Annotated in this window: 19 protein-coding genes and 2 tRNA genes; 6 read left to right on the forward strand and 15 right to left on the reverse strand. The window is 65.3% G+C overall.

The genetic code is table 11. The features are described from left to right. The first annotated feature begins 44 nt into the window (after positions 1–44). Together FJ386_01545 and FJ386_01550 are read left to right on the forward strand one after the other, a co-directional pair. Positions 45–875 (forward strand): sugar phosphate isomerase/epimerase, encoded by an 831-nt coding sequence (locus FJ386_01545; protein ID MBM3875390.1) that lies wholly within the window; start codon positions 45–47, stop codon positions 873–875. 56 nt (positions 876–931) lie between these two features. After that, positions 932–2,323 carry an ROK family protein gene (locus tag FJ386_01550; protein ID MBM3875391.1) on the forward strand — a complete coding sequence of 464 codons (1,392 nt, stop codon included), beginning with the start codon at positions 932–934 and terminating at the stop codon, positions 2,321–2,323. A gap of 66 nt (positions 2,324–2,389) precedes the next feature. Here the strand turns inward: FJ386_01550 and FJ386_01555 are convergent, their stop codons facing one another. After that, positions 2,390–2,698 (reverse strand): hypothetical protein, encoded by a 309-nt coding sequence (locus FJ386_01555; GenBank protein ID MBM3875392.1) that lies wholly within the window; start codon positions 2,696–2,698, stop codon positions 2,390–2,392. On the opposite strand from FJ386_01555, the gene FJ386_01560 reads away from it, so the two are divergent. Further along, positions 2,679–3,431: a type II secretion system protein gene (locus FJ386_01560; GenBank protein ID MBM3875393.1), complete on the forward strand. Its 753-nt coding sequence runs from the start codon at positions 2,679–2,681 to the stop codon at positions 3,429–3,431. The two genes, FJ386_01555 and FJ386_01560, sit on opposite strands and share 20 nt — an antisense overlap. 250 nt (positions 3,432–3,681) lie before the next feature. After that, positions 3,682–4,446, forward strand: coding sequence for a sugar phosphate isomerase/epimerase (locus tag FJ386_01565; protein ID MBM3875394.1), 765 nt, complete (start codon positions 3,682–3,684; stop codon positions 4,444–4,446). Between the two features lie 8 nt (positions 4,447–4,454). Here FJ386_01565 and folK read toward each other — a convergent pair whose 3' ends face one another. The 9 genes from folK to FJ386_01610 form a co-directional block, all read right to left on the reverse strand. Then, a complete protein-coding gene (folK, locus tag FJ386_01570) occupies positions 4,455–4,982 on the reverse strand; it encodes a 2-amino-4-hydroxy-6-hydroxymethyldihydropteridine diphosphokinase (GenBank protein MBM3875395.1) in 528 nt (175 codons plus the stop codon). Between the two features lie 35 nt (positions 4,983–5,017). Beyond that, positions 5,018–5,752, reverse strand: coding sequence for a 4-hydroxy-tetrahydrodipicolinate reductase (locus tag FJ386_01575; protein MBM3875396.1), 735 nt, complete (start codon positions 5,750–5,752; stop codon positions 5,018–5,020). 71 nt (positions 5,753–5,823) lie between these two features. Then, positions 5,824–6,705, reverse strand: a complete 882-nt coding sequence (locus FJ386_01580) for a 4-hydroxy-tetrahydrodipicolinate synthase (protein MBM3875397.1) — start codon at positions 6,703–6,705, stop codon at positions 5,824–5,826. A 2-nt stretch (positions 6,706–6,707) separates the two neighbouring features. Beyond that, positions 6,708–6,920 (reverse strand): hypothetical protein, encoded by a 213-nt coding sequence (locus FJ386_01585; GenBank protein MBM3875398.1) that lies wholly within the window; start codon positions 6,918–6,920, stop codon positions 6,708–6,710. A 96-nt stretch (positions 6,921–7,016) separates the two neighbouring features. Next, complete coding sequence (gene dnaA / locus FJ386_01590) at positions 7,017–8,396, reverse strand: chromosomal replication initiator protein DnaA (GenBank protein ID MBM3875399.1); 1,380 nt, start codon at positions 8,394–8,396, stop codon at positions 7,017–7,019. Positions 8,397–8,830: 434 nt separating this feature from the next. After that, complete coding sequence (glnA, locus tag FJ386_01595; GenBank protein MBM3875400.1) at positions 8,831–10,243, reverse strand: type I glutamate--ammonia ligase; 1,413 nt, start codon at positions 10,241–10,243, stop codon at positions 8,831–8,833. A gap of 80 nt (positions 10,244–10,323) precedes the next feature. Further along, positions 10,324–10,662: a P-II family nitrogen regulator gene (locus tag FJ386_01600; protein MBM3875401.1), complete on the reverse strand. Its 339-nt coding sequence runs from the start codon at positions 10,660–10,662 to the stop codon at positions 10,324–10,326. 141 nt (positions 10,663–10,803) lie between these two features. Further along, a tRNA-Arg gene (locus tag FJ386_01605) sits at positions 10,804–10,876 on the reverse strand. 217 nt (positions 10,877–11,093) lie between these two features. Further along, complete coding sequence (locus FJ386_01610) at positions 11,094–13,772, reverse strand: glycosyltransferase (GenBank protein MBM3875402.1); 2,679 nt, start codon at positions 13,770–13,772, stop codon at positions 11,094–11,096. Positions 13,773–13,982: 210 nt separating this feature from the next. Here FJ386_01610 and rsgA point away from each other — a divergent pair, with 210 nt between their 5' ends. Continuing rightward, on the forward strand, positions 13,983–15,056 hold the full coding sequence (rsgA, locus tag FJ386_01615) for a ribosome small subunit-dependent GTPase A (protein ID MBM3875403.1): 1,074 nt from the start codon (positions 13,983–13,985) through the stop codon (positions 15,054–15,056). A 40-nt stretch (positions 15,057–15,096) separates the two neighbouring features. Here rsgA and FJ386_01620 read toward each other — a convergent pair. Beyond that, positions 15,097–15,172: transfer RNA gene (locus FJ386_01620), tRNA-Glu, on the reverse strand. A gap of 148 nt (positions 15,173–15,320) precedes the next feature. Here FJ386_01620 and murJ point away from each other — a divergent pair. Further along, positions 15,321–16,913, forward strand: a complete 1,593-nt coding sequence (gene murJ, locus FJ386_01625; protein ID MBM3875404.1) for a murein biosynthesis integral membrane protein MurJ — start codon at positions 15,321–15,323, stop codon at positions 16,911–16,913. Positions 16,914–16,934: 21 nt separating this feature from the next. Here the strand turns inward: murJ and FJ386_01630 are convergent, their stop codons facing one another. The 4 genes from FJ386_01630 to FJ386_01645 form a co-directional block, all read right to left on the reverse strand. After that, positions 16,935–17,735, reverse strand: a complete 801-nt coding sequence (locus FJ386_01630; protein MBM3875405.1) for a hypothetical protein — start codon at positions 17,733–17,735, stop codon at positions 16,935–16,937. Continuing rightward, on the reverse strand, positions 17,732–18,538 hold the full coding sequence (locus tag FJ386_01635; protein MBM3875406.1) for a hypothetical protein: 807 nt from the start codon (positions 18,536–18,538) through the stop codon (positions 17,732–17,734). Before FJ386_01635 ends, FJ386_01630 begins: the two co-directional genes overlap by 4 nt. A gap of 117 nt (positions 18,539–18,655) precedes the next feature. Next, entirely contained in the window at positions 18,656–19,669 is a 1,014-nt protein-coding gene (locus tag FJ386_01640) for an agmatine deiminase family protein (protein MBM3875407.1), read from the reverse strand. Between the two features lie 31 nt (positions 19,670–19,700). Beyond that, entirely contained in the window at positions 19,701–20,627 is a 927-nt protein-coding gene (locus FJ386_01645) for an aldo/keto reductase (GenBank protein MBM3875408.1), read from the reverse strand. Positions 20,628–20,639 lie beyond the last annotated feature (12 nt).

Consider the following 20,639-nt stretch of genomic DNA (forward strand, 5'->3'; position numbering starts at 1 on the left):
CCCTTTCCATGCGCACCCTGCTGAACATTGCCACCGCCTGCGGATTGCTCGCAGCGACATCGCCGACTCGCGCCGCCGACACGGCGCTCTTCGCGCGCAGCAACCTCGTCGCGTGGTGCATCGTGCCGTTCGACGCGAAGAAACGCGGCCCCGGGGAACGCGCGGCGATGATGGAGCAGCTCGGCATCCGGCATTTCGCCTACGACTACCGCGCCGAACACATCGCGCAGTGGGACGACGAACTCGCCGCGCTCAAGCGCCACGGCATCAGCCTCGACGCGTGGTGGTTTCCTGCGACGATGAACGACGAGGCACGCCGCGCGGTCGAGCTCTTCAAGCGGCACGGCGTCAAGCCCCAGTTCTGGGTCACCGGCGGCGGCGCGTTTGTGAAGCAGCCCGAGGAACAGCTCGCGCGCGTCGAGTCCGAGGCCAGGCGCATCCGGCCCATCGCGGAAGCCGCCGCCAGCGTCGGCTCGCAAGTTGCGCTCTACAACCACGGCGGCTGGTTCGGCGAACCCGAAAACCAGATTGCCGTCATTGAGCGACTCCAGCGCGACGGCGTCATGAACGTCGGCATCGTTTACAACCTGCACCACGGCCACGACCACCTCGACCGCTTCCCCGCGCTGCTGGCGAAGATGAAGCCGCACCTGCTCGCGCTCAACCTCAATGGCATGACCAAGGACGGCGACAAGGCTGGGAAGAAAATCATGGTGCTCGGCCACGGCGACCTCGACCTCGCGCTGCTCAAGGCCATCCGCGACTCCGGCTGGCGCGGCCCCGTGGGCATCTTGAACCACACCAACCTCGACGCCGAGCAACGCCTCCGCGAAAACCTCGACGGCCTCGACCACCTCGTGAGGCAACTGCGGTAGAGCGCGCGGGCGTCAAACCATCCGCGCGCGTGAACGACCCGCATCCCGAATCCGAATTGGAACTGCCCGCGCCGAAGGTCGCGCCCGCGCTCGACCCGGCGTTCCGTCCCGCGGCGCTCGCGACGCGCGCATTCCGCGAACTCGTGCGCGAGTCGGGCGCGCCCCAACCGCTTGTCCTTGCCATCGAGCAGGCCGACGGCTCGGTCTTTCGCACGGAAACCGCGCTGCTGCCCGAAGCGCATCCAAAATCGGCGGTCAACTTTACGTTCGTCGAGCGGTTGGTGAAGTTTCTCCTGTGGTCGCGCGGCGGATGGCGGCTTCATGTCGCCGGGCCGGCGGGGCTTGCGGAGCGAGTGCGCGCGCACTTCCGCGACACGGCCACGGGGCGCTTCGACTCGGGGCTCATTGGGGAACAAGTGTTCGACCGTGCGATCGAAGTGTCCGCGTGCCGGCCTGACGAAGTGCCGGCAGAGAAGGCGCGCACGCAGGCGCTCGGGCGGCATCTCGACGGCTGCCGCATCGGCTTCGACCTCGGCGGCAGCGACCGCAAGGTGGCGGCGGTGCAGGACGGCCGCGTGGTGTTCAGCGACGAGACGGTGTGGGATCCGTATTTCCAGACGGACCCGCAGTATCACTACGACGGCATCATGGACTCGCTGCGCCGGGCAGCCGCGCACTTGCCGCGCGTGGACGCCATCGGCGGCAGCTCGGCAGGCGTGATTGTGAACAACCAGATCAAGGTCGCGTCGCTCTTTCGCGGCGTCCCGCGGGATGTTTTCGACCGCCGCGTGAAGGCGCTGTTCCTCGAACTTGGCCGGGCGTGGGGCGTGCCGTTCGAGGTGGCGAACGACGGCGAAGTGACCGCGCTCGCGGGCTCGATGAGCCTCGGTCAAAACGGCGTGCTCGGCATTGCGATGGGCACGAGCCAGGCGGCGGGCTACGTGACGCCGGAGGGAACGATCACCTCGTGGCTCAATGAGCTGGCGTTCGCGCCGGTGGACTTCAACCCGGCCGCGCCGCGCGACGAGTGGAGCGGCGATTACGGCGTCGGCGCGCAATACTTCTCCCAGCAGGCGGTGGGGCGGCTGCTTGCACCCGCGGGCATCGAGGCGGAGCCGGCGGTGGGCCTGCCGGAGAAGCTGAGGCTGGTGCAATCGCTGATGGCGCGTGGCGATGAGCGGGCGTCGAAGGTTTACCAGACGCTCGGCGTGTATCTCGGCCACGGGCTGGCGCACTACTCGGATTTCTACGACTTCCGGAACGTGCTCATCCTCGGGCGGGTGACCACGGGCGCGGGCGGGGAACTGCTTGTGGCGACAGCGAAGGACGTGCTGCGCGCGGAGTTTCCCGAGCTCGCGTCACGCATCGCGTTTCACACGCCGGACGAAAAGGACAAGCGCGGAGGCCAAGCCGTCGCGGCGGCGAGCTTGCCGCGGATCGCGCGGTGAGCGAGCCGGATTCCGGCGGCGCGATCACCACCAATCCCAATCGAGCGCCGGCGCTGGCGCGCTCACTCAACCCTGTGCGGCGTCCGGCATGGTGAAGAATTCCGCGTGCCCGTCGCCGTGGAGGAAATTGACTCCCCGTTTGCCGCGCAGGGTGTGCCACGTGTTGCGCGTGCCGGTCAGGTTGCGGTTCATGTGCCAGACCCAGCAGCCCTCGATGATCTTCGTCTGCGACTTGACCGCGATTTCGGCCGAGCGGATGACCCGCGCGCGAGGAGAAAGACACGGGCTCCATCGGGTTGACAGGGAGCCACCAGCCTGACAAGGTTTCGAGACGTTGAATCCAAGTGAGCCGGCGATGAGTTCGAACCCGTCCATGCCGCGAGACGCCCGGGAGGCGTTCACGCTGATCGAATTGCTTGTGGTCATCGCCATCATTGCGATCCTCGCCGGGATGCTCATGCCCGCGCTCGCCTCGGCAAAAAAGAAGGCCCACACCGCCACGTGCCAGTCGAACGAGAAGCAGTTCGCCACGGCGGTCTTGCTCTACATCGACGACCATGACGACCAGTTGCCCGGCGTGTGCAACGACGGCCAGACGGCCAGCTACGTGCGGAACACGAGCACGAACGTGTTCACATACGCCAACCCCGCGGTGTTTTACATCGCGCGATATCTGAGCCTGCCGGCTCCCAGTGCGGTGCGAGTGAGCCCGAAGGTCATGGTCTGCCCCGGCTTCCAGCGGCAGGCGCCGTTCCTAAACAACACGGGCATGACCAACCGCGTCCCGTATCGCCTGAACCCGACGGGCATCTTCGCGCCGTCACGGTCGGGGAGCCGACCCTTCGGGTCGCCTGCGAGCACGAACGTTATTGGGGGAACAAACACATACCTCATCCCGATCAAGATGGCGCAAATCAACGCCCCGTCCCGCGAATGGATGCTTGTGGATGTGGATCGAGTGAACACCCCGCTCGGCACCGCGCCGCTGACCAACTCGTGGTGGGGCCAGCTTCCGAGCCAGCCGGTGCACGGCAACCGCACCAACGCCATGGCCGTGTGGTTCGACGGACACGCGGAATTCAAGAAAACCGCTTCGAACCTCCGCTGAGCCGCACAGTCCGCGGAGCGGTCTCTCGAGGCGGACGAGGCGGAAATTTCCGGTTGCGCGCGCAAGGCGTTCGCCTAGCCTCGGCCGCAATTCAGCATCCACCGCCATGAACACCAACCGTCGTGACTTTTTCCGCACCGCAGCGCTCGGGGCGGGCTCGCTTTCACTCGTCCGCGCCGAGAGTCCAGCCGCCGAGCCCAAGACCAAGGCGGCCGCGAAGCCCGCTCCCAGTTTCTCCAAGCCCGCCAAGATGAAACTCGGCACCGTCACCTACAACCTCGCGAAAGACTGGGACATCGAAACGATCATCAAGAACTGCGCCGAGGCGAAATTCCAGGGCGTCGAGCTCCGCACGACCCACGCGCACAAGGTCGAGGTCAACCTCTCCAAACAGGAGCGCGCCGAGGTGAAGAAGCGTTTCGCCGACTCGCCGGTCGAGTTGATGAGCCTCGGCAGCGCCTTCGATTACCACACGCCGGACCCATCCAAGCTCCGCAAGGACATCGAGGCGACCAAGGAATACATCGTGCTCGCCCATGATGTCGGCGCGAGCGGCGTGAAGGTGCGGCCGAACGACCTGCCGCCCTCCGTGCCTGTCGAGAAGACCCTCGACCAAATCGGCAAGTCGCTGCGCGAACTCGGGGAATTTGGCGCCGGTTACGGCCAGCAGATCCGCGTCGAAGTCCACGGCCGCGGCACCGCCGCGCTGCCGCACATCAAGACGATGATGGACATCGCGAACCACAAGCTCGTGGGCGTGTGCTGGAATTCGAACCCGACGGACCTGGACGGCGACGGCTTCGATCACAACTTCAATCTCGTGAAGCACAAGATCTTCACCGTCCACATGCGCGACCTTCACTTGGAGGATTATCCGTTCCGCAAGCTGTTCGCGGGCTTGAACGAGTCGGGCTTCCAAGGCTTCTGCCTCGCGGAGATTCCGGACAGCAAGGATCCGGTGCGGCTGATGAAATACTACCGCAGCCTCTGGCTCGCGTATCAGAATCTCCTCTGAACCGTGGATCAACCGTCCGAGGGTCCAAGTCGCAGGACAACCTCCCCGGGAGGAAGTTCAGCGAGGAGCATCGCAGCCGTTTTCGCCTGACCCGGCAGGACGAACCCCGGCGCGATTTCGCACAGCGGTTCAAGCACGAAACGGCGACCATGTGCCCGCGGATGGGGCAGCGTGAGCGCGGCGGAGGCGCGGACTTCCTCTCCGAATGCAATCAGGTCCAGGTCGAGCGGACGTGGTTCGTTGAGCACCACCTTTGGCCCGCGGCCGAACTCCCGTTCGATGGCTTGCAGCTTCACAAGCAACGACTCGGGCGTCTCGCCTTCGAGAGGATCGAGTGCAACGACGGCGTTCACGAACATCGGCGAACCGGGCGGACAATCCACGGGTGTGCTGGACCAGATGGACGAAACCGAGACCGATTCCGAGGAGAGCGCGGAAAGCCGCATGATCGCCGCGCGCAGGTTGGCGACAGGATTGCCGAGGTTGGAGCCGAGGGCGATTACGGCGATTGCGGATTGTTCGCGAGCGGCATCCATCTCTAATCCGAAATCGGCAGCCGGCAATCGGCGACTCACCGGAGCCCCAGCACGTCCTGCATATCGTAGAGCCCTGGCTTTTGCGCAACGACCCATTGCGCCGCCTGGAGGGCGCCATGGGCAAAGGTCTCGCGGCTCGCCGCCTTGTGGGTGAGTTCAATGCGCTCGCCGTTCGCGGCAAAGATGACGGTGTGGTCGCCAACGACATCGCCGCCGCGGAGCGAGTGCATGCCGATTTCCGTGGCGGTGCGTTCGCCGGTGGTGCCGCTCCGGCCGTGTCGAAGGACTTCCCTCAATGGGTGCTTTCGCACGTCAGCGAGGATTTCCGCAAGCGTCGCCGCCGTGCCGCTGGGCGCGTCTTTCTTGAGCCGGTGGTGCATCTCCACGACTTCGAGATCGAAGCCGGGGCCGAGGATTTCCGCCGCCTTGCGTGTGAGCCAGAAGAGCGCATTCACGCCGGTGGAGTAGTTCGAAGCCCACACGATCGGGATGGCGGATTGCAGGCCGCGGATGGCGGATCGCTCCGCGTCGGTGTGACCGGTGGTGCCGATGACGAGCGCCTTGCAGTGCTGCTGGCAGATGTGCGCGAAGGGCAGCGTGGCGCTGTGAAAGCTGAAGTCCACCACAACGTCGGCAGCTTCGATGTGCGGCGCGAGATGGTCGCCGAGGTCGAGCTGCGCGGCGACGCGCAGTCCGGGATGCTGCGAGGCGCACGCGATGAGGGTCTGGCCCATGCGGCCCCGGGCTCCGGTGATGATAACTCGTGTCATGGGCTTCTTTCGTGAAGCGCGATTTCGCACCGCGCGGACGGGATGCCGCCGACGGCGCGTGTCGCGCGGAATTACTTCAACACTCCGACGGATTTCAACGTCGCCCTCAGCGCCTCCCGGTTCTTCGCGACCATTGGGGCTAGCGGGAGGCGGTATTCCTCCGCGATGCGGCCCATCATCGCGAGCGCAGCTTTCACGGGGATGGGATTGGTCTCGATGAAGAGGTCCTTGAACAATGGGTAGAACCGGGCGTGGACCTTGAGCGCCTCGGCCAGATTGCCGGATGCGAACGCGCGAACCATCCGGCTGACTTCGCGCGGGATGATGTTGCTCGCGACGCTCACAACGCCCTGGGCGCCGACGCTCATGAAGGGCAGCGTGAGCGAGTCATCGCCGCACAGGATGGTGAACTTCGGTCCGAGCGAGGCGCGGAGCTGGCTCACCCGGTCGCACGAGCCGCCGGCTTCCTTGATGCCGATGATGTTGGGGCAGGCTGCGGCGAGGCGCTTCACGGTGTCCACGCCGATTTCGACGCCACAGCGGCCCGGGATGCTGTAGAGCACGAGCGGCAACTGCGTCTCGCGAGCGATGGCGCGAAAGTGCCGGAAGAGTCCCTCCTGCGTGGGCTTGTTGTAATAGGGGGCGACTTGCAGCGAGCCGTCGGCGCCGGCGTCCTCGGCGGCTTTCGTGAGGTAGATGGCCTCGCTCGTGGAGTTGCCGCCGGTGCCGGCGAGGACCTTCACGCGGCCTGCGGCGAACTTCACGGTGAGTTCGATCACGCGGATGTGATCCTCGTAGTCGAGCGTCGGCGACTCTCCGGTGGTGCCGACCGGAACGATGCCGTCGATGCCGCCACGGACCTGCGCTTGCACGAGTCGCTCCAGCGCGGATTCGTCCAACCCGCCGCCCCGCTTGAAGGGCGTGACAATCGCTGTGTGGATGCCGGCGAACATGGTCACTCGATGTCTCCGACGATGAGCAGTTTGGCCGCGAGGGCGTCGTGCACAGCCTTCAACGCCTGCGAGGCGCGGGCGGTGTCCGCATACTCGAACTCGAAACTCTCGCTGCTGGTCGCCACGCAGGGCGTCTCCTCCGCGCAGTACGCCACCTCGGTGGCGGCGAGGTTTACGAGCATTCCCTGGATGCGGATGAACAGCGGGACGGTCATAAGCGGCCGGAACTTTGGGGAATCGCAGGCGTTTGGCGAGCCTGATTTTCGCGGCCCGAACGAGCTGGGAGCCGCGCGCACGACGACGTCCAATCCTCAACGTTGGAGCTTCTTTTCGAGCATGCCGACCCGCTGGCGAATGGCGGGGTCGACCTCCATGCGGTCCTTCACAAGCCGGCACGCGTGGAGCACGGTGCCATGGTCGCGCCCGCCAAACGCCTCGCCGATGGCGCTCAGCGAGCTCTCGGTCAGGTGCCGTGAGAGGAACATCGCCACCTGCCTCGGAAACGCGATGTTTTCCGGGCGGCGCTTGCTTGTCATGTCGGCCAGGCGGATGTCGTATTCGGTGGCGACGATCTTCTGGATGGTGTCGATGTTGACGACGGCGCGGCTTTCCTCGTGAAGGATTTCGCGGAGCATCGTCTCGGTCTGTTCGACGGTGACCTTCCGGCCGGTGAGCGTGGTGAAGGACGTCACGCGAATGAGCGCGCCTTCGAGGCGCCGGATGTTCGAGCGGATGCGATGGGCAAGGAAGTCGATGACCTCGGGCGCCACCTCGACGTTCAAGAGGCGGGCCTTCTTCTGCAAGATGGCGAGCCGCATCTCGAAGTCAGGCGCCTGAACGTCTGCGACCAGACCCCACTCAAATCGTGACACGAGCCGTTGCTCGAGCCCCTGAATCTCGCTGGGCGCACGGTCGCACGAAAGCACCAGTTGGTGGCGCGCCTCCATGACGGCGTTGAACGTGTGGAAAAACTCCTCCTGAATCCGCTCCTTGCCGGCGAGGAACTGGATGTCGTCAATCAACAGCACGTCGGCTGAGCGATACTTCTTGCGAAATCGCGCGAACTGGTTGTTTTGAAGCGCGTCGATGTATTCGTTGGTGAAGCGCTCGCTCGAGACGTAGGCGACTTTCGCGCCCTTCTTGTGCGCGTGGACATACTGGCCGATGGCATGAAGCAGATGGGTCTTCCCGAGGCCGACGCCGCCGTAAACGAAGAGCGGGTTGTAGGACTTGGCGGGTTGCTGCGCGACGGCGAGCGCGGCGGCGTGCGCGAAGTTGTTGTTGCTGCCGACGACGAACGTCTCAAACGTGTTTCGCGGGTTAAACGTGGCGTCGGCATTCGCGCTTCCGCGCGCCGGCACGCCCTCGTGGACCGGGGAATTCGATGCGGAAGCCTTGGACTTGGCCTGCGTCGCAGCGCCACTCCCTGTCGCCGCGAGTGAGCCCGCACCCAGCACTTTGAATTTCACCAGGAGCGTCCGGCCTGTCGCGTGGGCGACGGCATCCTGCAGCAGGCCGAGGTAGTTGTCCTTCAGCCAGACTTCGCAAAACTCATTTGAAACGCCGAGCGTGATGGCCTTCTCGTCAATCGCGCACGCCTGCACCGGTGCAAACCAAAGGCTGAATGTCTCCGGATTCAGCAGGGTGCGTAGCTGCGCCTGACAGGACGACCAAACCTTGTCGGCATGCAAAGCTTGGGCCGGCTCAGCGCCGCGATTGGGCGTTTTATTCACGCGCCTCCTTTGCCGGGTTTTGGGCTGAAAATCCGTAGTTTTCCGGCAAGACCGCAACGCGCGCCACGCCCGCGCCGAAGCGGATGGGCCGTTTGCGCAATTCAAGTCGCCGGTCGTTCAAATCCATAAAATACTAATTTACAACCACTTACAGCATGTGTTGCTCGTCCAGCACTCCTTCCAAACCGACGACGAGCCTTCCCTCATGCCGCAGTCGATGCCGGATGGTTTTTTCTTAGGCGAAGGGGCTGAGACTGACGAGGCAAACATATTAACTCTTGTTCCCAACTTACTCACACGCTCGGATCCTCGGAAAAATCAGGGTCTTCTTGCACGCGACGCTAAAAAATGGGCGCCCCGCCGGGCGAGGCGCCCCGTGAACAACCGCTGTTTTACACGTCGTAGTAGAGGAAGAACTCGTAGGGATGGGGGCGCAGGCGGATGGCGTCGTGTTCCTTGCGCTTGTGGCCGATCCACATCTCGATGAAGTCCTTGGTGAACACGTCGCCCTTGAGCAGGAACGCGTGGTCTTTCTCCAGGTGGTCCAGCGCCTCGGCCAGGCTGCCCGGCATCTGCGGGATCTTCGCGTGCTCCTCGGGCGGCAGTTCATACAGGTTCTTGTCCATCGGCTCGCCGGGGTCGATCTTGTTGAGCACGCCGTCCAAGCCCGCCATCAACAGCGCCGTGTAGCACAGATACGGGTTGGCCGCAGGGTCGGGCGGCCGATACTCGATGCGCTTGGCTTTCGGGCTCTCGCTGAAGGTCGGGATGCGGATGGCCGCCGAGCGGTTGCGCGCGGAGTAGGCCAGGTTGACGGGCGCCTCGTAGCCGGGCACCAGCCGCTTGTAGCTGTTGGTCGTCGGGTTGCACAGCCCCGCCAGCGCCTTGGCGTGCTTGAGGATGCCGCCAATGTAATACAGCGCCATCTGCGAGAGGCCCGCATACTCCTTGCCCGCGAACAGCGGCTTGCCCTTGTTCCACAGGCTTTGATGCGTGTGCATCCCGCTCCCGTTGTCTCCAAACAGCGGCTTGGGCATGAACGTCACCGTCTTGCCGTGCTTCTTGGCCACGTTCTTGATGCAATACTTGTAGAGCATCATCGTGTCCGCCGTCTTCACCAGTGTGTTGAACCGGAAATCGATCTCCGCCTGCCCCGCCGTCGCCACTTCATGATGCTGCCGCTCGATCTGGATCCCCAGGCCCTCCATCACCAGGCACATCTCCGTGCGGATGTCCTGCTGCGTGTCCACCGGCGCCACCGGGAAATACCCCTCCTTGTGCCGGATCTTGTTCCCCAGGTTGGGCATCTCGTCCCGCCCCGTGTTCCACACCGCCTCTCCCGAATCAATCGAGTAGAACGTCCCGTTGCTCCGGGAGTCGAACCGCACCTCGTCGAAGATGAAGAACTCCGCCTCCGGCCCGAACACCGCCGTGTCCGCAAGGCCCGTCCTCTTCAGATACTTCTCCCCACGCTGCGCAATCCCGCGCGGATCCCGGTTGTAGGCCTCCTTGGTCCCCGTCTCCGCAATCGTGCACGTCACGCTCAGCGTCGGCACCGCGCAGAACGGGTCCATGAACGCGCTGTCCGGGTCCGGCATCGCCAGCATGTCCGACGCCTCGATGCTCTTCCAGCCCCGGATCGACGACCCGTCGAACCCGAAGCCCTCCTCGAAGACGTCCTCGGTCAGTTCGCTGATCGGACAACTGAAGTGCTGCCACGTCCCAAACGTGTCCACAAACTTCACGTCCACCATCCGCGCGCCGTTCTTCTTCGCCATCTCCATCACTGCATTGGGGGTGCTCATTGGGTATTTCTTTGCGTTCAAGTTTTGGGTCAACCGACAAAAATCCCCCCCCAACCCGAGTCGGACGGGGAAATCCAGATTCAGACCGCGGCGTCGCCGGTCTCCTCCGTGCGGATTCGCACGGCGTTCTCGATGTTCGAGACGAAGACCTTTCCATCGCCAATCTTCCCGGTCTTCGCGGCCTTGATGATCGCGCTCATGGCCTCGGCCACCTTCGCATCGCCAAGCACGATTTCGACTTTCAGCTTCGGCAGGAAATCCACCGTGTATTCGCTCCCGCGGTAGATTTCCGTGTGGCCCTTTTGGCGCCCGAAGCCCTTCACCTCCGTCACCGTCAAGCCCTCGACTCCGATTCCCGTCAGCGCTTCCTTCACGTCCTCGAGCTTGAACGGCTTGATGATGGCTTCGATTTTCTTCATGGCGGGATGGGTCGCGCGCGGATACTAACAACGAGCCTCGACGTGTAAACAGGAATCTCGGTCGCGCCGTAGTTTTTGGATTTCCATCGCGGCAGTCCGGATTTCGGCGGCGTCCGCGACCCCGTGCGGCGACTGCGGCGCTGCTCCCGCCCTGAATTGAACAGGGATCAACGGTTTAGGAAACCGCCGCTCTATCCATTTGAGCTACGGGAGCGCGAGCCGGACAGATCCGCCAACGCGGGCATCTAACGCCGGGGCGATGCGGCGCGGCAAGCAGTTTCATCGCGCGCGACGACGCTCGCTTGCCCGGCCCAAACGCGACGAGGCCGACGGACCTCGTGGAGCATTCGTCCATCCCGATGGGCAATGGGACGAGGCGTGGACCAATCAGGCGCGGCTTGAGCAGGGGTTCGACCGTGGCGAACGCGGTGTCAAGATCGCCGCGGGAGCGGATCCGGCTGAGTGGCGGCCCGCGTGCTGGGCGCAGGCCGTTTTGAATCGGGAGAACCGTGCGCCGCGGATGTTTCGACGCCGGCCGCCGAAGCGGCGGGCTGGACTGCGTGCACGGAATCGGCCGGTTGAACGCGCTCCACTTTCGCGATTGCCATGCCCTTGGCCACTCCATCCAACAGCACCGAAATGATGCGCTTGAGCGCGAGCTGTTCCTCGCGGAATAGCCAGACCAGCGCCGGCAGTGCGATGAGAAGAAACGCAAGCCACCAGAGCGAGGAGCCGAGCGCGCTGATGAGCAGGATTTCAAATCCCAGCGCGGTCCAGAAGGTGACGTGCGCCAGCAGGCTCCAGCCCGTCCGCAGTCGGCAGCGGAGCAGCCGGCGGCCGCGGGCGTGAAGTTCCGTGGCGGTCGTGAGCTGGAGCCAGCACCAGCGGCTGCCGGACACCTCGACGTCGAACCGGCTCCAGCCTGAGTCGGTCTTGTTCTGCCAGCCCTGCGCGGCGAGCCGCTCGATGACGCAACGCAGGAATTCCATGCGGTCCACGCCAGTTTCGCACCAATAGCCCACCTCGCCGAGCGACGAGCGCGAGCGCTTGAGCGTGAGCGAGTCGAGTGTCTCGTGCGCGGCGAGCGGCGTGTGGCGGAGCGTGAGGCGTTCCGCGTATCGCGCCCAGCCGCGCACGATCGGCTGGAGGAAGAACATCGTGGCGATGAGCGGCCGCGAGCGGGCGCGGCGCTTCTTGCGCGGCAATTCCGCCTGCCACGCCGCCGCGATGCAGAGCGCAAGCGAGATGAAAAGGCTCGTGATGCCGAGCGGCATGAGCAGGTGGAACTTCACCCCCGCGAACGCCGCGCCGATCGTGAGCAGCGGAAGCGTGACGCAGACATGATACTCGAGACTCGTGAGAAGCGTCGGTGCATGGTTCGGTGAGCCCGAGTAGATGGACTGGAAGAAGCCGCTCGCGAACGTGCCGTGATAGATCATGTCCTGCCGCGTGACGACGCCGGGTTTGGCGGGCGAGTAGATGCGTCCCTGCCAGAGACTGCCGCCGATGGCGTTGAAGTATTCCGGATGCTTCCGCACGAGCAGCGCCTCGGCCGCGCCGTAGCCGCGTTGCTGCCGCAGATACGCGGCGACCGTCGAGCGCCGGTAGTGCCACACGAAACCCGCGGGGCTGAAGCCAATCTTGTGTCCGTGCTGTTGCAACCGCCAGCACACGTCCACGTCGTCGCCCGCCGCGTGAAAGATCGGGTCAAAGCCGCCGACCTCGTCGAGCGCCCACTTGTAGAACGCCATGTTGCAGCCGGGGATGTGCTCGGCCATGCGGTCCGTCAACATCACGTGCGCCGGCCCGCCCGGCGAAACCATCACCGCGGCCGCCACCCATGAATCTTCCGGCGGAAGGAAGTTGTGCCCGCCGATTCCCGCGAAGTCGCTGTTCAGCAAGTCGCCGACGAGGTAGTGCAGCCAGTCTTCATCCGCGCGGCAGTCGCTGTCGGTGAACGCGACGATTTCCCCGCGCGCCGCCGAGATGCCCGTGTTGCGTGCGACGGAGAGGCCGAGGTTTTGCGGGTGGCGGATGTTTCGAATGCCCTTGTGCAGAGTCGCGATCTGCTGTGTGTCGTCCGTCGAGCCGTCGTCCACGAGGATGATTTCGAAGTTCGGGTAATTGAGCCGCTCAAGCGAGCCGAGGCACGCCTTGAGGGTGTGGGCGCCATTGTAACTTGCGACGACGACCGAGACCCTCGGCGTGCGGGGCAGCGGGAAATACGGCGCGGCTTGGAACAGCTCGCGGACGGCTGCCGCGCTTTCCTTCGGCTGTCGGTCGCGCGTGGTGATGCCAAACGCCCAGTCCTCGATCGCGCGGCCGTCCGTGTGCCAGTCGTCGGAAAACCCAAACACAATCACGCCCGCAAGCCCGCCCCGAAAGGCCGCCTCGATCTGCCATCGCAGACACTCGGACTTCTTCGGCTCGCCCTCGCGAATCGAGTCCATCCCAAACTCGCCAAGCAGAAGCGGCTTGGAGTCCGCGATCATCTGCAGGCGGGCGAGGTAGCTCTCGAACGGCTTCGGTGGGTGGAGGTAAACATTGAACGTGAGGAAGTCCACGTTTTGCGGCCGCAGGAATTCCGTCGGAGGATAATTCGCGAAGGTGCACAGCAGGTCGGGATCCTCGGCCTTCGCAACATCCACCAATTCGTCGATGAACTCGGCGACGGCCTTGGGGCCGCTCCAGCGCACGATGTCCGCCGGGATTTCATTCACCACGCTCAGCGCGAAAACCGCGGGGTGCTTGGCGCAGAGGCGCGCGCCCTCCGCGACGGCGGCGCGCGCCCGCTCGCGGTGCGCCGCCGAATCGAGGAAGCACTGGTGTTTGGCCCACGGAACGTCCACGAACACTTTCAGCCCGTTCTCGGCCGCCAGGTTGAGGAACCAGCGCGGTGGCAGCTCGTAAATGCGGATCAGATTCGCGCCGAACCCGCGGATCTGGTCGAAGTCACGAGCGGCCTGCTCGCGGGCGGGGAACGGTTCACCTGCCGCGTTCGGCACGAAGGGTCCGTAGGCCAGGCCCTTCGCGTGGAACTTGCGGTCGGCGAGACGGAAGAACTTTCCGTCCACGCTCACGCGCGGTTGCGAGGAGAGAGGGACTGGCACGGGGCTTGGACGGCGCAAGGGTCGCGCGCAGTCACGCGGCGAGTTCTACGGGAAGCGGCGGGGCGAATCAAGCGGGCGCCGGGCTTCCGATGAACGAGGCTTCGGACTCAACCGTTCCGAAGCAACGGCCGGCGCTCCATCTGGCGCGCCGATTCGCCAGTGGACTTTGGCGCCGGCCTCCACTAGAAACACTGGCGTGGATGCACTGACATGGATTTGACGTCGTTCGGCTGGAACACCGCCTTCGAGCAGGCGTTCGCGGTGCATCAATCCACGGGCCTCAAGCCCGCGCGCATCGTCGCGGAGGCCAAGCACCAATTCACCGCGCTGACCAAGTCGGGGCCCCTCGAGGCGACGCTTTCGGGGCGCTTCCTGCACCAGGCCGAATCGAGGGCGGCGCTGCCCAAAGTCGGCGACTGGGTCGCGATCGAGCCGCTCGCCGGGGAGGACAAGGCCATCATCCATCACGTCCTGCCGCGGCGGACCCGGCTTTCGCGCAAGGCGGCGGGCCGCGACCTCGACGAGCACGTGCTCGCGGCGAACGTGGATGTCGCGTTCGTCGTGCAGGCGCTGGACGCGAGTTTCGACCTGCGCAAACTCGAGCGCGTCCTCATCATGGCTTACGAAGGGGGAGTCGCGCCCGTCGTCGTCCTGAACAAGACCGATTTGTGCGGGGATCTCGAGGCGCGTCTCGCCGAGGCGCGAGTCGTCGCCGGCGCGGCACCGGTGCTCGCCGTCTGCGCCCGCACGGGGCACGCCGTGCGCAAGCTGCTTGACCACGCCAAGCCGGGGAGCACCACGGTGTTCGTCGGACCTTCGGGCGTGGGGAAGTCGAGCCTCATCAACCGCCTGTGCGGCGACGACGCCCAGCCGACCATCGAGGTTCGGGCGCGCGACGCGAAGGGCCGTCACACGACGACGTGGCGCGAGATCATCCCGCTGCCCAACGGAGCGTTCGTCATCGACACGCCCGGATTGCGGGAATTCCACCTGTGGCTCGCGGGCGAGGGAATGCCCTCGGCGTTTGCGGACATCGAGGACCTCGCGTTGCAGTGCCACTTCCGCGGATGCTCGCACACGAACGAGAAGCGCTGTGCCGTGCAGGCCGCCGTCGAGACCGGCCAACTGCCGGCGGCCCGCCTTGCGAACTACCTCAAACTTCAGCGCGAACTCAAGCACGTGGCCACCGAGTCCCGTGAACTGGCTTACCTGGCCAGGAAGCGCAACGCCCGCGCCGCCTCGCGCCCGTCCCGCAGGTTCACGGAAGATTCGGACGCCGGTTGAACGTTGTTCGCGCGGCGCGGGCAGGACTGCGAGCGGGGGGTGGCGACCCTAACGGGATTCGAACCCGTGTTCTCGCCGTGAAAGGGCGATGTCCTAGGCCACTGGACGATAGGGTCTCATTGGCGCGTGGAATATAAGTGCGAAGGTCGGGAAGTCACGCCGTTTCTCCGGCGCGGCCGCTCCGGCGCCAGTGGCGCAGGCAACGGCAGAACCCAAGCTTGAACTTGGAACTTCGCCGCCAGTTGCGATAGCCTCGGCGCGGCAATGTCCCAGATGCTGAAGTCCTCCGGCGCGATGGGCGCGGCCACGCTCGCCAGCCGCGTGCTCGGCATGGTGCGGGAGATTGTTTACGCGCGCTTCATGGGGGACGGCTGGGTGGCGGGCGCATTCGTGCTCGCGTTCACGATTCCCAACCTCTTCCGGCGTCTTCTCGGCGAGGGCGCGCTCACCGCGGCGTTCATCCCGATTCTCAAGGAGAAGGAACACACTTCCGACACTGCCACGCTCTGGCGCGCGGCAAACGCCGTCCTCACCTCGCTCATCATCGTGTCGGTGCTCCTCATCGCGGGTGCCATGGTCGGGCTCACGATGGCGCTGGACCGGCACGTGTTCGACAAGGAGACGCGGCTCATGCTCGAGCTGCTGCGCGTCATGTTTCCCTACATGCTGCTGGTCTGCGTCGCGGCCGTCTTCATCGGCATCCTGAACGCTCGCGGCCACTTCTTCATCCCTGCGCTCGGCGCCACGATGCTCAACGTCGTGATGATCGCCGCCGTTCTGTGGGGCACGCGCTTTTGGGGCAGGCGCCTGGAGGAACAGGTCTTCGCGCTCGCCATCGGCGTGCTCGTCGCGGGCGTCGCTCAGGCTGCGTTTCAAATCCCGACCCTGCGGGGCGAGGGATTTCGCTTCCAGTGGGTCTGGCCGTGGCGCGATGACACGGTCGGGCGCGTGATGCGGCAGATGATTCCCGGGACGATTGGGGTCGCGGCGTTTCAGATCAATGTCCTCATCACGCAAGGCGTGGCCTTCTGGGTGGATGCGCCGATCGTGGCGTCGTTCAACTACGCCGTGCGCCTGCTCGAGTTGCCGCAGGGCGTGTTCGGCGTGTCGCTCGCGACGTATCTGCTGCCGACGCTCGCGGGGATGGCGGTGAAGCAAAACTACAACGAGTTCCGCGCGACGCTTCGGCAGGGCCTCGGCTATGTGATCTTCGTCAACCTGATCGCGTCGGTGCTGCTGTTCGTCCTCGCCGAGCCGATCGTGCGGTTGCTCTTCGAGCACGGCAAGTTCACGCCGGAGTCCACGCAACGCGCGGCCTTCGCGCTTCGGTGCCTCGCGCCGGGGCTCGTGTTCTTCTCGATGGTGAACATCACCGCGCGCGCCTTCTATGCGCTGGGCGACACAACCACGCCGATGAAAATCAGCCTCGCGTGCCTCTTCTCGAACGCGGTGCTCGCGCTCTGGATGGTGCTGCCGCGGGGCAAGGGCGGCCTCGGCCTCGAACAGGGCGGCCTGGGTGTGGCCAACTCCGTCAGCGCGGGCTTCAACGCGTGGCTGCTGCTGCTTGCGTTGCGCGACCGGCTCGACCACCTCGGGCTCGGCGCGTTGCGTCGAAGCCTCGGACCCAACATCGCCATCGCCGCCGTCGCGGGCGTCGCCGCGTGGGGCGCCGGGTGGTGTTGGGAACAGCGGTTCCAGCACGACACGTTGCGGGACCAGCTCGGCGCCGTGTTTGTCCCGGCCGCGGCTGCGACGTTGCTTTACGTCATCCTTGCCCTGCTGCTGCGCATTCCGGCCGCTCGGGAAACCTGGACCCTCGTGTGGCGAAGGACCGGGAAGCTGTTCCAGTCGGATTGAACCGGTCGCCAGCCCGCGCCTTCACGAACTCGCGCTCGTGTAGCGCTTCACGGAAATCCTCCAGAAGACGTGCGACACCGCGAAGCACGCCGCCCCCATTCCAGCGAGCAGCAGCAGTTCCACCGGCGAGCGCATCTTGTCCGCGAGCAGCCGCACGGGGACGTTCGACACCAGCAGCATCGGCAGCGCGAACGTGAACACCGCGCGAAACGCCCCGCGGAACGCCTCATCGGGCTGCCGCGCGAGGTTGAACAGGTTGTAATAGCCCCACACGATGCCTTGCGCGCGCACGCTCCAAAAACTCACACACGCCAGCATGAACATCAGCGAGTAGTGGAGGAGCAACCCCACCGCGACGAGCGCGAGGAATCCCGCCGCCTGCGCGGCCGTCGGAGCCAGCGCCAGCTTGCCCGCCGCATACACCATCACCCCCACGGCGGACGCGGCGTTCACGAACGAGCCGAAGTCCACGTGCCGCAGCGACAACAGGAACCTCGTGCTCGCCGGAAGCAGCAGCAGGAAGTCGAGCTTGCCCGTGCGGATGTGCTCGGACACCTGGACGCAGTTCGTCAGGAACAGCCCGGTGAACAACTGCTGGATGAAATGGCTCGCGCCGTAGAGCAGCACGACCTCCCACTTCGTCCACGTCCCGATGCTCTCCGTGTGGAGAAAAAGCACGCCCACGAACGTGAGCTGCAACACAAACCACAGCAGCTCCACGACGATCCACATGATGAAGTTCGCCTTGAACCCCATCTCGCGGATGAGCCCGTTGCGCCAGAACTCGGCGTAGATGGCCGCGTGTCGTTTCATCCCCCTCATCCTCCGGCCGCCGAGTATCTCCGGATGCCGCGGCTCCAGACCAGGCGGGCGAGCGCATACGCAGCCACGACCCACATCGCCTGCACCGCAAGGCCGCCCGCGAGTTCCGCCCCGGTCACCCGCTCCATGAAAATGCTGACCGGGAAAAACAAGAAATACGGGAACGGCGTGTATTGCAGTGCGTCCAGCGCCGCGGGCGGCAGAATGTCCAGCGGGAACAGATGCCCGCCGGCGATGTATTCGAAAGCATACAGGATGAAGATGAACGTCGCGACTTCCGTGACCCAAAAGGCCAGGAGCGCCATCGTGTAGCTCACGAGGAATTGCAGCAGCGCCGTCATCGCGACGGAGAGCGCGAACCACAACCAGGTCGATGCGTGCGCGGGCGGCGTGAAGTAATCGCGCTGGAACAGGATGAACAACCCGACCGGAATCACCGCCACCGCCGTGTAAACCAGCCGGCCCGAGACGAACAGCGTGAGCCGATACCCGAGATAGTCCATGGGCTTCACCAGATACTGGCTGATGAGGCCCTCCTTGATTTCGCCCGCAATCTGCCAGTCGTCCTCGGCCACCGCGCTGAGCATGTCCACAAGCGTCACCACAAGGTAGTAGGACACCATCTGCGCGAGCGTGTAAGCGCCGACCATCGCGCCCGGCCCCTTGCCGGCGAAGATCGTGTCCCACATCATCAGCATGGCCATCAGCGGCACGAGGGCGAACACGGCGCGGCAGAAGAAATTCACCCGATACACCAGCGTGTTCTGGATGCCGATGTTCAGGACGTGAAGGTATTTGGTCATCGCGATGTGGTCGTCGTCGTCCTCGAATCCGCTTGTCGCCCGGGGTGTGGGGCGTGGCGCGTGAAACAACCGGGTTCGCGGGTTTCCGACTTCACGCGCCACGCCCCACGCCCACGTTCACCCCGGCTCCTGCTGCGTGAGGCAATGAAACGATCCGAGTCCCCAGATCAAGTCCGTCGAGTCGATTCCCACCACGCGTCGCCCCGGCAACTCGCGTTGCAGGATGTCGAGCGCCACCGCGTCATTGCGGTGTCGAAACGTCGGGACCACGACGAGTTCGTTCGCGATGTAGAAGTTCGCGTAGCTCGCGGGCAGGCGCTGGCCGTCGTATTCGATGCGGCCCGGCGTCGGCAGCGTGACAATGCGCCACCGTGCGCCGCGCTCGTCGCGCATCGACCGGAGCTTCGCCAGGTTTTCCTGCAAAGGCTTGTGATTCGCATCGGCCGGGTCGTCCTCGACGATGGTCACGATGGTTGTCGGGTTCACGAACCGCGACAGGTCGTCCACGTGGCCGTCGGTGTCGTCGCCCTCGATGCCGTCGCCGAGCCAGAGGATGTTCGTGACGCCGAGGTAATCACGCAGATGCCGCTCGATGCCGGTCTTCGTCAGCTGCGGATTGCGATTCGGATTCAGCAGGCACGACTCGGTCGTGAGCAGCGTGCCTCGGCCGTTCACCTCGATCGAGCCGCCTTCCATCACGATGCCCGGCGAAAAGAGCGGCAACCCGCGCAGCTTCGCGACGTGTTGGGGCACGGCGTCGTCGAGGTCGCACGGCGGGTATTTGTCGCCCCACGCGTTGTAACCCCAGTCCACCACGGCGCGCTCGCGGCGACCCTCCTGCTCGCGCACGACGAAAATCGGCCCGTGATCGCGGCACCACGGTTCGTAAGCCGGAAAGTGATGAAAACGCACGCGCGCCATCGGCACCGCGTGCTGCGCGAGCAACGCGCGCACGCACGCCTCCATGTCGGCGTGCCAGACGTTGATGTTCACATCCTCGACGCCGGCAAGCTCCGCGATGAGACGGGCGAGCACCGGCGGCACCTGGTCGTAGCGGTCGGGGAAGCTGATGCCCTCGGGCCGCGGCCATGTGAGCCACGTGCCCGCGTGCGGTTCCCATTCCGCAGGCATGCGGAAGCCGAGTTCGGAAGGCGTGGGCATGTCAGGGCAGCCGCTCGCCGCGCGCGAGTTCGAGCAGCGAATACCATTCCTCGCGGCTCAACTCGACGTCGTCCGCGCGCAGGCAGGCGTGGATGCTCGCGGGATTCGTCGAGCCGACAAGCGGGATGACGCCCGCCGGGTGTTTGAGCAGCCACGCGAGCGCGACCGCGGCGCGCGTGACGCCCCGGGGTTTCGCCAGCGCGTCGAGCGCGGCGTTGAGCGCGTCGGTGCGATACGCCTCCTGCCACGGCAGCAGTTGGCGCGGGCCGTCACCGAGCTTGCCGCCCGCGAGCGGGCTCCACGCGAGCGGCGTGAGGTTCTCTGCGAGGCAGTGGTCGAGCGTGCCCTCGTTGAAGCTCGCGAGGCACGCGAGGCTGATTTCGACCTGGTTGACGACGAGCCGCACGGGAACCGCCCGCTGCAGCGCCTCGACCTGGGACGGCCGGAAGTTGCTCACGCCGAACTCGCGGACCTTCCCCCCGGCGAAGAGCTGCGAGAACGCGGAGGCGACTTCGTCCGGATTCATCAGCCAGTCGGGGCGGTGAAGCTGGAAGACATCAATCGTCTCGACGCCGAGGCGATGCAGCGAGGCTTCGCACGAGCGCAGGATGTGGCCGGCCGAAAAATCGTAGCGGAACGGCGCGCCCGAGGAAGGTTCGCCCGCAAGCCGGATGCCGCACTTCGACGCGACGAGCACGCGCTCACGCATGCCGGAAACTTCACGCAGCACCGCGCCGAAGGCGGATTCCGCGCGGCCGCCACAATAGATGTCCGCGTGGTCGAACAGCGTGACGCCCGCCTCGTAGGCCGCGAGCACGGCGGCGCGGCCCGTGGTGCGGCCGGCTTCCTCGGTCTCGGCGATGCGCCAGCAGCCGTAGCCGAGGCGCGTGGATTCGAGCGAGCTTCGGCCAAGTCGTTGGGTCTTCATGCGTCGCGCTGC

Source organism: Verrucomicrobiota bacterium, from assembly GCA_016871675.1.
In the GTDB taxonomy this organism is placed as follows: domain Bacteria; phylum Verrucomicrobiota; class Verrucomicrobiia; order Limisphaerales; family VHCN01; genus VHCN01.

Coding starts and splice junctions, on each gene's coding strand:
- FJ386_01560 (MBM3875393.1), top strand. CDS start 2,679: ATGAGTTCGAACCCGTCCATGCCGCGAGACGCCCGGGAGGCGTTCACG.
- FJ386_01555 (MBM3875392.1), bottom strand. CDS start 2,698: ATGGACGGGTTCGAACTCATCGCCGGCTCACTTGGATTCAACGTCTCG.
- FJ386_01565 (MBM3875394.1), top strand. CDS start 3,682: ATGAAACTCGGCACCGTCACCTACAACCTCGCGAAAGACTGGGACATC.
- folK (MBM3875395.1), bottom strand. CDS start 4,982: ATGGATGCCGCTCGCGAACAATCCGCAATCGCCGTAATCGCCCTCGGC.
- FJ386_01575 (MBM3875396.1), bottom strand. CDS start 5,752: ATGACACGAGTTATCATCACCGGAGCCCGGGGCCGCATGGGCCAGACC.
- FJ386_01580 (MBM3875397.1), bottom strand. CDS start 6,705: ATGTTCGCCGGCATCCACACAGCGATTGTCACGCCCTTCAAGCGGGGC.
- FJ386_01585 (MBM3875398.1), bottom strand. CDS start 6,920: ATGACCGTCCCGCTGTTCATCCGCATCCAGGGAATGCTCGTAAACCTC.
- glnA (MBM3875400.1), bottom strand. CDS start 10,243: ATGAGCACCCCCAATGCAGTGATGGAGATGGCGAAGAAGAACGGCGCG.
- FJ386_01600 (MBM3875401.1), bottom strand. CDS start 10,662: ATGAAGAAAATCGAAGCCATCATCAAGCCGTTCAAGCTCGAGGACGTG.
- rsgA (MBM3875403.1), top strand. CDS start 13,983: ATGGATTTGACGTCGTTCGGCTGGAACACCGCCTTCGAGCAGGCGTTC.
- murJ (MBM3875404.1), top strand. CDS start 15,321: ATGTCCCAGATGCTGAAGTCCTCCGGCGCGATGGGCGCGGCCACGCTC.
- FJ386_01630 (MBM3875405.1), bottom strand. CDS start 17,735: ATGAGGGGGATGAAACGACACGCGGCCATCTACGCCGAGTTCTGGCGC.
- FJ386_01635 (MBM3875406.1), bottom strand. CDS start 18,538: ATGACCAAATACCTTCACGTCCTGAACATCGGCATCCAGAACACGCTG.
- FJ386_01640 (MBM3875407.1), bottom strand. CDS start 19,669: ATGCCTGCGGAATGGGAACCGCACGCGGGCACGTGGCTCACATGGCCG.
- FJ386_01645 (MBM3875408.1), bottom strand. CDS start 20,627: ATGAAGACCCAACGACTTGGCCGAAGCTCGCTCGAATCCACGCGCCTC.